Origin of the sequence: Variovorax boronicumulans (genome assembly GCF_029892485.1) — a bacterium.
GTDB lineage: Bacteria > Pseudomonadota > Gammaproteobacteria > Burkholderiales > Burkholderiaceae_C > Variovorax > Variovorax boronicumulans_B.
The window spans coordinates 427,057-440,198 of sequence record NZ_JARXVG010000006.1; the positions used below are offsets into that span (position 1 = coordinate 427,057).

Consider the following 13,142-nt stretch of genomic DNA (forward strand, 5'->3'; position numbering starts at 1 on the left):
ACACATCGATGGCGAAATCTGCAAAGCACCACATTCCGTGGGGGGCCCTCGGGCCGTGGCTGGCCCTGCTCGGCGCATGCATCTTCTTTGCGACGCAGTCCGAGCGTTTTCTGACGGGCGAGAACCTCTCGCTGATCCTGCAGCAGGTGATGGTGGTCGGCGTGATCGCCATCGGCCAGACGCTGATCATCCTCACGGCGGGCATCGACCTGTCGTGCGGCATGGTGATGGCGCTGGGCAGCATCATCATGACGAAGTTCGCCACCGAGCTGGGCATGCCGGTTCCGATCGCTGTCCTCTGCGGCATCGGCGTGACGACGCTCTTCGGGCTCATCAACGGCCTGCTGGTCACGCGCATCAAGCTGCCGCCTTTCATCGTGACGCTGGGCACGCTGAACATCGCGTTCGCGATCACGCAGCTGTACTCGTCTTCGCAGACCATCACCGACCTGCCCACCGGCCTCACGGGGCTGGGCACCACCTTCGCCATCGGCAGCGCCGAAGTGGCGTGGGGCTCGGTGCTGATGGTGGCGCTCTACGGCCTCGCGTGGTTCGTGCTGCGCGAGACGGGCGCGGGCCGGCATATCTATGCGGTGGGCAACAACGCCGAGGCCACGCGGCTGGTCGGCATTCCGACGCAGCGCGTGCTGCTCGGTGTGTACGTGGCGGCGGGCCTGCTGTACGGCATTGCCTCGCTGCTGTCGGTGGCGCGCACCGGCGTGGGCGACCCCAATGCAGGCCAGACCGAGAACCTCGACGCCATCACGGCGGTGGTGCTCGGCGGCACCAGTCTCTTCGGCGGTCGCGGCATCGTGCTGGGTTCGCTGATCGGCGTGCTGATCGTGGGCGTGTTCCGCAACGGGCTCACGCTGATGGGCGTGTCGTCGATCTATCAAGTGCTGGTGACCGGCGTGCTGGTGATTCTTGCGGTGGCCGCGGACCAGCTCTCGCGCAAGGGGGCCCGCTGATGAACGCAGTAGCCAACCCCAAGATCGTCATGCAGGCCAAGGGCCTGGTGAAGCGCTACGGCCAGGTCACCGCGCTCGACGGCGTGGACTTCGAACTGCGCGAAGGCGAGATCCTCGCGGTGATCGGCGACAACGGCGCGGGCAAGTCCTCGCTCATCAAGGCGCTCTCGGGCGCGACCATTCCCGACGAGGGCGAGATCCTGCTCGATGGCAAGACGGTGCAGTTCCGCAATCCGCTCGATGCGCGGCGCGCGGGCATCGAAACGGTCTACCAGGACCTGGCCGTCGCCCCCGCGATGACCATCTACGAAAACCTGTTCCTCGGCCGCGAACTGCGCCGCCCCGGGTTCCTCGGCAACGTGCTGCGCATGCTCGACAAGAAGAAGATGCTGCAGGAAAGCGCGGCCCGCATGGCGGACCTGAAGGTCGGCATCCAGTCGATGACGCAGGCGGTCGAAACGCTCTCGGGCGGCCAGCGCCAGTGCGTGGCGGTCGCGCGCAGCGCTGCTTTCGCGCGGCACGTGGTCATCATGGACGAGCCCACCGCCGCGCTCGGCGTGAAGGAGGGCAACATGGTGCTCGAACTCATCCGCCGGGTGCGCGACCGGGGCCTGCCCGTGGTACTCATCAGCCACAACATGCCGCATGTGTTCGAGGTGGCCGACCGCATCCACGTTGCGCGCCTGGGCAAGCGCGCGGCCGTGCTCAATCCGAAGCACATCAGCATGAGCGACACGGTGGCCGTGATGACCGGCGCCATGAGCGCCGACCAGTTGCCTCCGGAGGCGCATGCCTGATGCGGAGGCTCCTGCGCGCCCGCCCGACCTGTTGCGCCCGCGTGGCTCCAACCAGGTCGGCATGCGCCAGTTCAACGAGCGCGTGGTGCTGCAGGCGCTGCGCGTTCACGCGAGCCTGCCCAAGGCCGACCTCGCGCGGCTCACCGGGCTGAGCGCGCAGACCATCGGGCTCATCACTGCGCGGCTCGAGGAAGACGGGCTCATCGTCAAGCAGAACCGCGTGCGCGGGCGCATCGGCCAGCCTTCGGTGCCGCTGGCGCTGAACCCTGACGGCGCCTTCGCCATCGGCATCAAGGTGGGTCGGCGCGGCGCGGAATGGCTGCTGATCGACTTCGCCGCGCAGGTGCGCGAGCGCCACGCCATCAGCTACGACTTTCCGGATGCGGACGCATTGCTGCCGGCGATTGCGCAGCACATCCATCGATTGCGCGACGGGCTGGGTCCGCTCGCCGCACGCAATGTGGGCGCAGGGCTGGCCGCGCCATTCCTGCTGGGCGGCTGGCACCGGACGCTGGGCCTGTCGAAGACGCAGTCGGACGAGTGGAACCAGATGAACCTCCTGGCCGAGGTGCGGGCGCGCACCGACGTGCCGGTGAGCTTCGCGCGCGACACCGTCGCCGCCTGCGTGGCCGAGCTGGTCGGCGGGCGCGGGCACGACCTGAAGAGCTTTCTGTACATCTTCGTCGACACCTTCGTGGGCGGCGGGCTGGTCATCGATTCGCACCTGCACACGGGCACGCACGGCAATGCGGGCGCGCTGGCGTCGTTGCCGATGCAATCCGTGCGGGCCGATGGCGCACTGCCGTCGCAAGTGATGGCCGAGGCCTCGCTATGGGAGCTGGAACAGCGCCTGCAAGGCGAAGGGCTGGACCCCACCGCGGCCTACGACGACCGGGCGCTGCAGCCGCCCTTTGCCGCGGCAACGCAGACATGGCTCAGCTCCGCATCGCTGGCGCTGGCGCATGCCATCGTCAGCAGCACCGCCGTGCTCGATCTTGCCGACGTGGTGATGGACGGCTCCATGTCACGTGCATTGCTGCAGGCCTTGCTCGACCAGACGCGCATCGCGCTGGCGCAGTGCAACTGGGAAGGCCTGTGGGCGCCCCGGCTGCACGGAGGCAGGGTGGGTGCGCAGGCATGTGCGCTAGGTGGGGCGATGTTGCCGCTGCACGCGAACTTCGCGCCGGACCACGATGTGTTCTTGAAGGCTGGTTGAGAGGCCGCTGGCGCAGCAGCGCACCTCATGCACGCCTCGGCTTACTTGCCGCAGGTGCCCGGCTGCGCCAGGCCGAGTTTGGCGACATCGGCCTTGCCTTGCGCCTCCGGAATCTGCTCCAGGTCGGCACCGCCCACGAAAGCGCCCATCTTGATGAACTGCCGAACGAAGTAGTTCTTGCCGGCTTCCATGAACAGCTCCATGGAATTGGGCGAGAACTCCGATTCCGTTTCGATCTTGTTCTTCTTGCCGCCCTCGACCTGCGTGTAGAAGAACACGTCGGATGCGCTCTCGCCCAGGCACTTGCCGTTGACCCGGATGTCCTTCTTCAAGGCCTTGCCCACGAAGCTGTTGCGATAGACATAAAGGCCGGACTTCCCGGTGTCCGGGGCACTGAACTGCTTGGCCTTGTCACTCTCCTCTTTGCTGGCCATGTTGACGGAGGCGCACCCTGTCATCAGCAGTGCCGACAAGACAACGATGGCGCTCTTGTGATTGATCTTCATTTTTTGTGATCTCGGTTGTTCACAGAAGACCGGGTGCTCCCCGCACCCGACCGCTGCGGCGGGGTGCCGCGAGCGGCGCCATTATGCTTTTTGCTTCAAGGCGTAACCGAGATTCAGGCGTCGAATTCCCGCCAGATGTGGCGTTCCAGAAACTTGCCCGGGCGGTGATCCGCCGCGGCGTTTACTGGTTCGCCGATGCGTGCAGGTCGCGCGGCAGCCGCAGCGTGCTTGCGCGCGCGCCTTCGGGGCAGGGTCCGTCGGAATAGATCGCATCGCCCTCGGGCATGACGCACTTGTGCACTTCGGTGACAGCGGGCACGGCCTTGGCGGGCTTTTCCGAGGGCAAGGTCACCGGGGCTTCGAAGCTGGCGTTCGTCAGCTGCACCGCCTGGGGCGCGGGAACGGCCGGCACCGTGCGCTGCTCGGCCGTTCTCGTGGGCTCTACATAGGCGGGCATGACCGCAGGCGGCGGGGCCGGGGTGCGTGCCGCGCTCTCTTGCACCAGGTCTTTCAGGGTCACATAGAAAAGGGACATCGCCACCAGCGCTACGGCCAGGCAGGGCGCCCAGTACCGTTCGGAGCCCCGTTCGGAGCCGGAGCCCGATGGGGCCGTCCGCGAACTCAGCGCCGCGGCCATGCCAGGCCTCCGCTCTGGAGCGCGCCGGCGAGCTTCGAGATGCCGCCCGTGCCGCTCGCAGCCCGCCCGATCAGCGCGCCCCCGGCCGCGCCAGCGGCGATGCGCATGAGGAACGATCGGCTGCGGCCCGCCGCAAGAAGCAGCAGCACGCCGGCGCCGAGCACGACCAGGTGCTCGCCGGGGTAATCGGCGCGCGCGGCATCTACTTTCTTGAACTTGTCGACTGTTTCTTCCAGGCTCATGGCTGAAGCTCCCAATGGTGTTCAGCGATTCTTGGCGGCGGGTGCAGTCACCCTTGTAGGCCTGCGCCATGCACCGCGACGGAATTCGTCCCGAAAACGACGCGGACAAGAGCGCATCGCCCCCGTGTCTCGATAATGCGGTCCCCTTGCAGAGAACCGGGAAAACATGAGTGCCGCAGATTTCCTTTTCGCCCCCGAGGTGCAAAAGCTCTTGATGGTCGCCTACGCGGCGCCCGACCAACCCTTTTCTTCCAGCGAACTGGCCCAGCGAACGAAGCTCGCCCCCGACGACGTGGCGCGCACCCTGGAGCACCTCGTCGGCAGCGGCATCCTGAAGCGGCACAAGCCCAAGGCGGACGAAGCCGAGACCGTCTCCATCGACCGCGCGTTCCTCTTCCACGACGAACTGCGCAGCATCGCGCTGAAGTCGTTCGCCGCGGCCGAGCCGGTGCGCGCGATGCTGCGCAGCAAGTTCAAGGATTCGGTGCTGCGCGCCTTCGTGCTGAACGAGGACAAGGACGGCACCCTCGAACTCCTCGTCGTGCACGGCCAGCTGACGCCCGACGAAGCGGCCATGACGGCCGCCTGCCGGAAGCTCTCGAAGAGCATCCACCGACACCTGAAGGTGCACGTCATCCCGAACGCGAGGTTCAACGGCCTCACGCCGCGCGATCCGCTCATGCCCAAGCCCTCGGCGCTCGAGATCATCAAGCTCGGAGATACGAAGGCCCAATTGCCCGTCGAGAGGGTCGGCCTCCTGCAAAGCGCGAAGAAGAAATTGGCCGCGCTGTCCCGCCCGTCGGCCTGAGCGCGCTACCTGGTCTTGTCTCTCGCCGCCGCGAGGCTGCGGGCTTCGGCGATCAGTGGCTTCACGGTCTCGAAGGTCTTGGCGCCCGGGTTGATCACACTGACCCAGTACATCTTTGCGTACACAGGGTGTGGCATCAACCGGTCGAGCGCGGCGAAGTCGATGCCGACCGGCTCTTGCTCGCCGAACAGCGCGCGAAACGTCTCCTTGCCGACGCCCACGTTGAGGCGAAAGACGCCGGGGCGGTTCAGGTTCGAAGCGCTGTCGGACTCGCTGTCCTTCGTGACGATGGTGGCGAATGGAAACTTGTTGTCCGCGCCATGAAAGAAGAAGGTGTTGTCGTCGGCCACCTGGAAATGGCCGCCGCCGAGCGAGTCGATGATGTGCTGGGTGATGTCGTCTTCGGTCATGGGCATGTTCTTCAGGGTTTCCAGCGGCGCAATCCGAGTTCGTCCGCGAGGGCCTGGTAGGTCTTGATGCGGGCCTGCACGTAGTCGTCGAGCGCGGCGCCGGTGAGCGCGAAAGGATAAAGGCTGTGCCGCTCGCGCAGTGCCGCATAGCCGGGCGCAGCCACGGCTTCTGCGAATGCGGCGGTCCATGCGCGCACGGCCGCATCCGGCACGTTGGCACTGAGGTACAGGCCGCGCACGGTGGGCCAGACGATGTCCACGCCTTGTTCGCGCGCGGTCGGCACGCCGGTGAGCGCACCGCCGAGCCGTGTTTCCGACAGCACCGCCAGGATGCGCACCGCCGCGCCGCCTGCGGTGGCCTGCAGCGCCTCGGCCGCATCGCCGGGGAACACGTCCACATGCTTGCCCTGCAGCGCGCCCAGCGCATCGCCGCCGCCTTCGAAGGAGACAAAACGCATCGCCTTGTGGTCGCGGCCCGCGGCGCGCACCAGCAGCGCGGCCTTCACCCAGTCCTGGCTGCCGACCGTGCCGCCTGCACCGAAGGCCATGCGGGAAGGGTCTTGCCGCAGGGCGGCGACCAGGTCCTGCAGGCGCTTGTAGGGGGAGTCGCGGTGCACGGCGATCACGCCGTAGTCGGTGCCGAGCGTGGCGATCCAGCGCACCGCAGAAGGGGGATGCGGGCCGAAGCGGCCCTGCGCGAGGTTGAGCAGCGAGCCGCTGGAGAACGCGACCAGCGTGCCCGGACCGCCAAGGCGGCCGGTGGCGATGCGGTCGAACGCAACCGCGCCGATGCCGCCCGGCAGGTAGCGCTGGCCGAGCGGCGGGCGCGACGGGCGCACCGCCTGAAGCGCATCGCGCGCGAGCGTGCAGGTGAGGTCGAAGCCGCCGCCGGCCTTCGCGGGGATCACGCAGTCGGCCGCGGCCAGCGAAGGGTCGCCGGACTGCGCCGCGGCGATGCCGGGCACGAGCAGTGCAGAGAGCGCGCAGAGCGCATGGCGGCGGGTGGAAGAGGGCATCTGCATTGGGGTTGTGCCAGCTAGCTGGCCGCCGGCCGGGGCCACCAGATGATCGCATGCAGCCCCGTGCCGGCCTCGCGCGCCTCGAGCCGCAATTCGCCCCGGTGGCGCTGCGCGATCGACCGCGCAATGGCCAGCCCGAGGCCGAAGCCGCCCTTGCCCGCACGCGCGCCGCGGCGAAAGCGCTGGCCCAGTGCGGCGCGCTCTTCGTCGCTCAGGCCGGGGCCGTCGTCCTCCACGTTGAGGCTCCAGCCGGCCGCATCGCCCGCTGCGAAGAGCGTGATCGTTCCTTCGGCCGGCGTGTAGGTGATGGCGTTCGTCACGAGATTGCTCAAGGCTTCGCGCAACAGCCCCCGGTCCGCGACCGCGAGGAACTCGGGTGCAGGCGCGTGGATGCCCAGGTCGATGCGCTTCGCACGTGCGAGCGGCAGCAGGTCGACCGCCACTTCGCGCAGCAGCGCCGCGAGGTCGAACTCGGCAGGCTCGACCGCCACCGTGTCGCTGCGGCCGAGCGCGAGCAGCTGCTGCGCGCTGCGCGTTGCGCGGCCTATTTCGGTGCCGAGCGCATCGAGCGCGGCGCGCACCTGCGCCGGGTCTTCTTCGCGCCGGGCGTAGTCGGCCTGCATCTGCAGCGTGGTCAGGTGCGTGCGCAACTGGTGCGAGGCATCGTCCAGAAACTGGCGCTGCTGCGTCACCAGGTCCTGCGTGCGCGACATCTGCTGGTTGACCGCGTTCACCAGCGGGCGCACTTCGGCGGGCAGGTCGCTCTCGGCGATGCGCGTGAGGTCCTCGGGCGTGCGGGCCTGCACCTCGCGTGCGAGCCGCGACAACGGCCGCAGCGCCGCGGCGAGCGCGATGGCGGTGCCGCACAGCAGCATCACCAGAACCAGCCCGTCGCGCAGTGCGGCGCTGCGCACGAAGCGCGCGCTGAACTCCTGCCGCGAGCGCGTGCTCTCGCCCACCTGGATCAGCACGCTGCGCCCGCTGCTGCCGGCCGGCGCGCGGTCCAGGTCGCGCCGATAGGCCGCGAGCCGCACCGCCTCGCCGAAATAGCTTGCGTCGTAGAAGGCCGGCACGCCCATCTTCAGTTCGGCAGGCGGCGCGGGCAAGTCGGCGCTGCCGAGTTCGACCAGCCCGTCGGAAGTCGCCACGCGAAAAAACACCTGGCCGCTCGCGGTGAGCTCGAAGAACTCGAGCATCGTGTACGGCAGCTCGACCGAGAGGCCGCCCGATACCGTCGAGATATTGGCGTCGATGGATTTGAGGGCGCCCAGCAGCGAGCGGTCGTAGGCCGCGTTGGCGGCGGCAAGCGCGTCGTGCCGCGTCATCCAAAGCTCGAGGCCGGTCACGACCAGCAGGGCGGGGAACAGCAGCAGCGCGAGCCGCTGCCAAAGACTCGCGCGACGCAGTCGAACGCTCAGGCTGCGCACGGTGAGCTTCATTTTTTCAGTCGGCTTCCAGCACGTAGCCGAGGCCGCGCAGCGTGACGATGCGCACGCCGGTGCCATCGAGCCGCTTGCGCAGGCGATAGACGAACACCTCGACCGCCTCGGGATGCACCTCTTCGTCGTCGGAGAACACCCGCTCCAGGATCTGCTGCTTCGACAGCGGCTCGCCGCTGCGCTGCACCAGCACCCGCAGCACCGCGTGCTCGCGCGGCGAAAGCGCAAGCGCCTCGCCGTTCAGCACGAATTGCCGGCGCGCCCCGTCGTACACCAGCGGCCCGCAGGCCAGCCGCGGATGCTCCACGCCGCGCGCCCGCCGCACCAGCGCATGCAGCCGCGCCTCGAGCTCGGCCAGCGCAAAGGGCTTGGCGAGAAAGTCGTCGGCGCCTGCATTGAGCGAGGCCACGCGCTCGTTCAGCGAATCGCGCGCGGTGAGGATCAGCGCGGGCAGCCGCTGGTCGCGTTCGCGCAGCCGCTGCAGCACCGTGTGGCCGTCCATGCCCGGCAGGCCCAGGTCGAGCACCAGTGCATCGTGGTCGCGCTGCTGCAATGCGCGGTCGGCCAGGCGCCCGTCGTCCACCCATTCGACCTGGATGCCCGCATGCTCCAGCGCCTTGCAGAGCCATGTGCCCAGGGTGTGTTCGTCTTCGGCCAGCAGGATGCGCATGGCGCGATGCTAGTACGCCGCCCCAGAGATTTCGAAACACGAAAGCGCGTCTTCGCACCGACGGCGGCGTTGCAAATCCTCGCGATACCTACGGGTATCGCTGCGGTTTGCGCCTTGCCCTCGGCGCGAATCCATCGCTTTCGTCATGTTTCGAAATCTCCGGGGCGGCGTACCGGGCCCACCGCTCAGTCCGGCTTGATGTTTGCCCGGGCGATCACCTTCTGCCAGCGGGCCTGCTCGGCCGCGATGAACTGCGCGAACTGCTCCGGCGTGCCGCCAATGGCCTCGGCCGCATCGGCCGTGAGCCGCTGCATCGAATCGGGCGACTTCACTGCCTTCATCGTCTCGGCCGAGAGCTTGGCCAGGTTCGCGGGCTCGATGTTGGCCGGCGCGAGCATGCCGTACCACTGCGTCATCTCGAAACCCGGGAAGCCTTGCTCGGCCACGGTCGGTACATCGGGCAATTGCGCCAGGCGCTTGGCCGAGCCGGTCGCGATGCAGCGCACCTTGCCGGCCTTGATGAAAGGAATGATCGCCGCCGCGCCGATGGCCGATGCGTCGAGCCGGCCCGAGAGCAGGTCGGTCACCATCGGGCCGGTGCCGCGGTAGGGCACGTGCAGCATGAACACGTCGGCCGTCATCTTCAGGTACTCGAAGGCGAGGTGGCCCGCGCTGCCGTTGCCGGCCGAGCCGTAGCTCAGCTTGCCGGGCTTCGACTTGGCGTACGCGATGAATTCCTTGAGGTTCTTCGCCGGCACGTCGGGGTGCACCACGTACAGGCTCGGCACCTTGGCCAGCAGGCTCACGGGCTTGAAGTCCTTGTTCGGGTCGTAGGGCAGCTTGGCGAAGATGTACGGGTTCACGGCCAGCGTGCCGATGTGGCCGAGGATGAGCGTGTGCTGGTCGGTGCTGCGCGCCACTTCGCTCATTGCGATGTTGCCGGCCGCGCCGGGCTTGTTGTCGACGAAGACGCTCTGGCCCAGCGTGCGCGAGAGTTCGGCGGCAGTGGAGCGCGCGACGATCTCGGAACTGCCGCCGGGTGCGAAGGGCACGACGAAGCGTACCGATTTGCTGGGCCAGGCGGATTGGGCGGAGGCAAGGCCCGGCAACAGGCCGCCGAGGGCGAGGGCGCCGCCCGATTGCAGCCACTGGCGGCGGCTGGGGGACAGGGAAAAAGGCTTGGTGTGCATGGGGCGTCTCCGTGGTCTTTTTAGGGAAGACCGCATGGTGCCCGGTCGTGGCTGTCGGAATGCTGTCAATGCTGCATGAAAGAAAAAGTAAGGTGCAAACTCCGCAGCCGCACCCCAGAATCCGGTGCGAAGCGGCGACGGGGTCGGCGCAGCGATGGCACTTTCGAGGACTCGGACGGCAACTTTGTTCATTGCGCCCTGCTTGACGAATTTCGGGTTGCGGCTCGCCTTGTTCCTGCTGGCGTGCCTGGCCATGCCGAGCCATGCGCAGGTGGAGCCGCTCCGGCTCGATGCGCGATTGAGCATCTTCGAGCGCAACCTCGACGGACGCTCGCAGGTCTTGCGCGACACCACCGGCCTGCTGACGCGCGAACAGGTGGCGTCACCGCCTTACGAACAGCAATTCAAGACGCTTGAGGGCACCTTCAACGGCGGCTACGACCGCGGCGCATGGTGGGTGCGCTTCCAGATCGAGGCTTCGCCCGAGCAGATCGCTCATCCGCTCGAGGGCGGCTGGTGGTTGCGACTGAATGCGCCGTATGTCGACTACATCGACGTGTGGTGGCCCGATGCCGAAGGCGGCGCGAGCGGTGGGTTCACGCACCGGGCGCTCGGCGGCATGCGGGCCGGCGCCAAGCGCGAGTTGCCCTGGTCGATTCCGGCGGTGCGCCTGCCCGACTTGCCCGATGCGCAGCCGCGCTGGGTCTGGGTGCGCCTGGCGGGTGACCGTACGCTGAGCCTTGCCGGCGGTGTCTCGCCGCTGCGAGAGCTGGCCGAGGTTCAGCAGCGGCTCGATTTCGCCGATGCGGCCGTCGTCGGCATGGCGCTTCTGATGGCGGTGGTCAGCTTGATGATGGGCATCGCGCTGCCCGACCGCCGGTTCATCGCCTACGCCGGCTACCTCCTCACGCTCGCCATGGTGTTCGCGAGCTCGGAGGGCCTGCCGGCGTCCCTGTGGCTGCAGAACAATCCCCTGGCTGCCGTTCGCCTGCACAACTTCTCGGTCTGCCTGCACACGGCCGCCGCGTTCGGATTCGCCAGGGTGCTGCTGGACATGGAACGGCAGTTCCCGCGCATGAACCACGTGTTCCAGGTGATGACGATCGTCTGCTTCGCGGCCTGCGCGATCGCCCTGGCTGGCGGGTACCGGCACGTCGCGCGACCGCTGAACCTGCTGTGGCTGCTCTTTGCGGCCTGTATCGTGCCGATGTGCGTCGTTGCGCTGCGCCGGAACATCCCTGTCTGGCCGGGGTTGGTCGGCTATGTCGCCTACCTCATGATGGGCGCGGTGCACTTCGCCAAGAACCTGCAGTGGCTGCCCTACACGCAGGCCACCCAGTCCAGCTATGCGCTCGGCAGCATCCTCCACATCCTGGCTTTCTTCTTCGCGCTGGGCTGGCGTGTGCGCCATCGGGAGCGGCGGGCGATTGCGCTGTCCCGCCGGCATCGCGCGCGGCTGGCACAGCGCGTGAACGAGCGCACCCTCGATCTGCGCCAGGAGATCGCGGAGCACCAGCGCACGCACGACCAACTGGCCCTGGCACTGCGCGAGCAGCGCGGCCTGCTGGCCATGGTGTCGCACGAGTTCCGCACGCCGCTCGGCACGATCGGCGGCGCGGCGCAGATCCTCGCGGACGACCGGCTCGGCCTGGTCCGCGAAGAGGTCAAGAAGGAGGCGGAGAAGATCAGCCGCACCGTCCTTCGCATGCGCGATCTGGTGGACACCCTGCTGGCCGATGAATGGCTCGATGCGTCCAGCGAAAACCTGTGCCTGGTTCCGATCGAGCTCGCGGGGTTCCTGCGCGAGAAGATCGAGGAACACAACGAGGGTGTCGCCGGCGGGCGCATTTCGCTGCGTCTCGATGCGCCCGAATTGCCAGTGCTCGCCGATGAGACGCTGTTGCACATCGCCATGGACAACCTCCTGACCAACGCCATCAAATATGCGCCGCCACATTCGCCGGTTCTGGTCAGGGCCGGAATCCGGCGCAGCCGCGCCGATGGCCTTCCGCCCGTCGACACGGTGCCGGACGTGTGCATCCAGGTGTGCGACGAAGGCCCGGGCTTCATGCCGCATGACCTGTCGCATGTCTTCGAGCGCTTCTATCGCGCGGCCGGCACCCGGCGCATTCCGGGCATCGGGCTGGGCCTGCACATGGTGCACCGCATCGCCACGGTTCATGGGGGAAGCGTGGCTGCCTCCAACGGAGCCCGCGAGGGCGCCGTGCTGACACTGACCCTGCCTCTTCTTGGAAGTGCCGAGGGGTTGGAGGCCCGGGGCGCGAATCACGTGGCAGCGCCTGGCCGGGGAGGCTACGGATGAGCGCCCAGAGCCGTGTGCTGGTCATCGAGGACGACGACGACCTGCGCGACACGCTGCTGCGCTACCTGCGCGGCGTCGGCATGCTGGCCCGCGGACTGGAGAGCGCCGAGGGGCTCGACGCCGAAATGCTGCGACAGGACTTCGATGCCGTGGTGTGCGATGTCAACCTGCCGGGCGAAGACGGATTCAGCGTGCTGGCGCGCCTGCGATCGCGCAGCGCCATGCGCATCGTGATGCTGACCGCGCGCGGCATGGCGAACGATCGCCTGCACGGCCTTGGCCTCGGCGCCGACTACTACCTCGTCAAGCCGGTGAACCTGCGCGAACTCGAGATGGTGCTGCACAACCTGCTGCAGCGCAGCCACGAAACACAAGGGCACGGGCAAGGCGCGCGCGAACCCGCTGCCCATGCGGTCGACGAACCCGCAGCGCAGCTGCCCTGGCGCTATCACGGCACGACGTGGCTGCTGCTGTCGCCGGCCGGCCAGCGCGTGCAGTTGTCCAGCGCGGAAGCGCGACTGCTCCAGTGCCTGATCGAGCGGCCGCGCGAAGTGGTGGACCGGGCCACGCTGCTTGCGGCAATGGGGCGCCCGGGCCTGGAGGCCTACGAGCGCAACCTCGATGTCACGGTCTCGCGGCTGCGTCGCAAGGCCGAGCAGGCCAGTGGCGAGAAGCTGCCGATCGTCGCGGTGCGCGGCGAGGGCTACAGCTTCCAGGGGACCGTGCGCATCGAGCGTTGAGCGCCGGAACGCGTGGCGCCACGCGTCCATCAAGCCTCTTTTCCATCGGCAGAACCACGGTTTTCCGTAGGTGACTGCGGGCTCTTTTTGCAAGAAAAAGTAAGGTGCAAATCAGAGGGTGGAGCTTGAGAATTTCGCTCGAAGCGGCAACGCAGTGATGCCGCACATGCCATGCGC

At 67.9% G+C, this 13,142-nt stretch carries 14 protein-coding genes; 6 read left to right on the forward strand and 8 right to left on the reverse strand.

Translation table 11 applies throughout. The features are described 5' to 3' along the window. Positions 1-8: 8 nt before the first annotated feature. From M2282_RS17315 to M2282_RS17325, 3 genes are read left to right on the forward strand one after another with little or no spacing between them, the layout of a single operon-like run. Positions 9-968, forward strand: coding sequence for an ABC transporter permease (locus M2282_RS17315; protein WP_280810012.1), 960 nt, complete (start codon positions 9-11; stop codon positions 966-968). Then, positions 968-1,765 (forward strand): ATP-binding cassette domain-containing protein, encoded by a 798-nt coding sequence (locus M2282_RS17320; protein ID WP_280810013.1) that lies wholly within the window; start codon positions 968-970, stop codon positions 1,763-1,765. Before M2282_RS17315 ends, M2282_RS17320 begins: the two co-directional genes overlap by 1 nt. Next, a complete protein-coding gene (locus M2282_RS17325; protein WP_280810014.1) occupies positions 1,758-2,981 on the forward strand; it encodes an ROK family transcriptional regulator in 1,224 nt (407 codons plus the stop codon). The genes M2282_RS17320 and M2282_RS17325 overlap by 8 nt, the downstream gene beginning before the upstream one ends. A gap of 41 nt (positions 2,982-3,022) precedes the next feature. On the opposite strand, the gene M2282_RS17330 is transcribed toward M2282_RS17325, so the two are convergent. The 3 genes from M2282_RS17330 to M2282_RS17340 all read right to left on the reverse strand — a co-directional run bounded on the left by M2282_RS17330 (position 3,023) and on the right by M2282_RS17340 (position 4,366). Further along, positions 3,023-3,487 carry a DUF2846 domain-containing protein gene (locus M2282_RS17330; protein ID WP_280810015.1) on the reverse strand — a complete coding sequence of 155 codons (465 nt, stop codon included), beginning with the start codon at positions 3,485-3,487 and terminating at the stop codon, positions 3,023-3,025. 181 nt (positions 3,488-3,668) lie between these two features. Then, a complete protein-coding gene (locus tag M2282_RS17335; RefSeq protein ID WP_280810016.1) occupies positions 3,669-4,124 on the reverse strand; it encodes a hypothetical protein in 456 nt (151 codons plus the stop codon). Beyond that, complete coding sequence (locus tag M2282_RS17340) at positions 4,109-4,366, reverse strand: hypothetical protein (RefSeq protein ID WP_280810017.1); 258 nt, start codon at positions 4,364-4,366, stop codon at positions 4,109-4,111. Before M2282_RS17340 ends, M2282_RS17335 begins: the two co-directional genes overlap by 16 nt. Positions 4,367-4,532: 166 nt before the next feature. Between M2282_RS17340 and M2282_RS17345 the strand changes: the two genes are divergently transcribed. Continuing rightward, positions 4,533-5,174 carry a hypothetical protein gene (locus M2282_RS17345; protein ID WP_280810018.1) on the forward strand — a complete coding sequence of 214 codons (642 nt, stop codon included), beginning with the start codon at positions 4,533-4,535 and terminating at the stop codon, positions 5,172-5,174. 5 nt (positions 5,175-5,179) lie between these two features. On the opposite strand, the gene M2282_RS17350 is transcribed toward M2282_RS17345, so the two are convergent. The 5 genes from M2282_RS17350 to M2282_RS17370 form a co-directional block, all read right to left on the reverse strand. Then, the gene (locus M2282_RS17350) at positions 5,180-5,584 is read right to left on the reverse strand and encodes a DUF6194 family protein (RefSeq protein WP_280810019.1); all 405 of its coding nucleotides are present in this window, start codon (positions 5,582-5,584) and stop codon (positions 5,180-5,182) included. 11 nt (positions 5,585-5,595) lie between these two features. Beyond that, the gene (locus M2282_RS17355; protein WP_280810020.1) at positions 5,596-6,606 is read right to left on the reverse strand and encodes a Bug family tripartite tricarboxylate transporter substrate binding protein; all 1,011 of its coding nucleotides are present in this window, start codon (positions 6,604-6,606) and stop codon (positions 5,596-5,598) included. Positions 6,607-6,620: 14 nt separating this feature from the next. Further along, positions 6,621-8,042 carry a sensor histidine kinase gene (locus tag M2282_RS17360; RefSeq protein WP_280810021.1) on the reverse strand — a complete coding sequence of 474 codons (1,422 nt, stop codon included), beginning with the start codon at positions 8,040-8,042 and terminating at the stop codon, positions 6,621-6,623. Between the two features lie 4 nt (positions 8,043-8,046). Further along, on the reverse strand, positions 8,047-8,712 hold the full coding sequence (locus M2282_RS17365) for a response regulator (RefSeq protein ID WP_176658290.1): 666 nt from the start codon (positions 8,710-8,712) through the stop codon (positions 8,047-8,049). A gap of 185 nt (positions 8,713-8,897) precedes the next feature. Continuing rightward, entirely contained in the window at positions 8,898-9,902 is a 1,005-nt protein-coding gene (locus M2282_RS17370; RefSeq protein ID WP_280810022.1) for a Bug family tripartite tricarboxylate transporter substrate binding protein, read from the reverse strand. Between the two features lie 124 nt (positions 9,903-10,026). Between M2282_RS17370 and M2282_RS17375 the strand changes: the two genes are divergently transcribed. Both M2282_RS17375 and M2282_RS17380 read left to right on the forward strand, forming a co-directional pair. After that, the gene (locus M2282_RS17375; protein ID WP_280810023.1) at positions 10,027-12,225 is read left to right on the forward strand and encodes a sensor histidine kinase; all 2,199 of its coding nucleotides are present in this window, start codon (positions 10,027-10,029) and stop codon (positions 12,223-12,225) included. After that, on the forward strand, positions 12,222-12,965 hold the full coding sequence (locus M2282_RS17380) for a response regulator transcription factor (RefSeq protein ID WP_280810024.1): 744 nt from the start codon (positions 12,222-12,224) through the stop codon (positions 12,963-12,965). The genes M2282_RS17375 and M2282_RS17380 overlap by 4 nt, the downstream gene beginning before the upstream one ends. Positions 12,966-13,142: the final 177 nt, after the last annotated feature.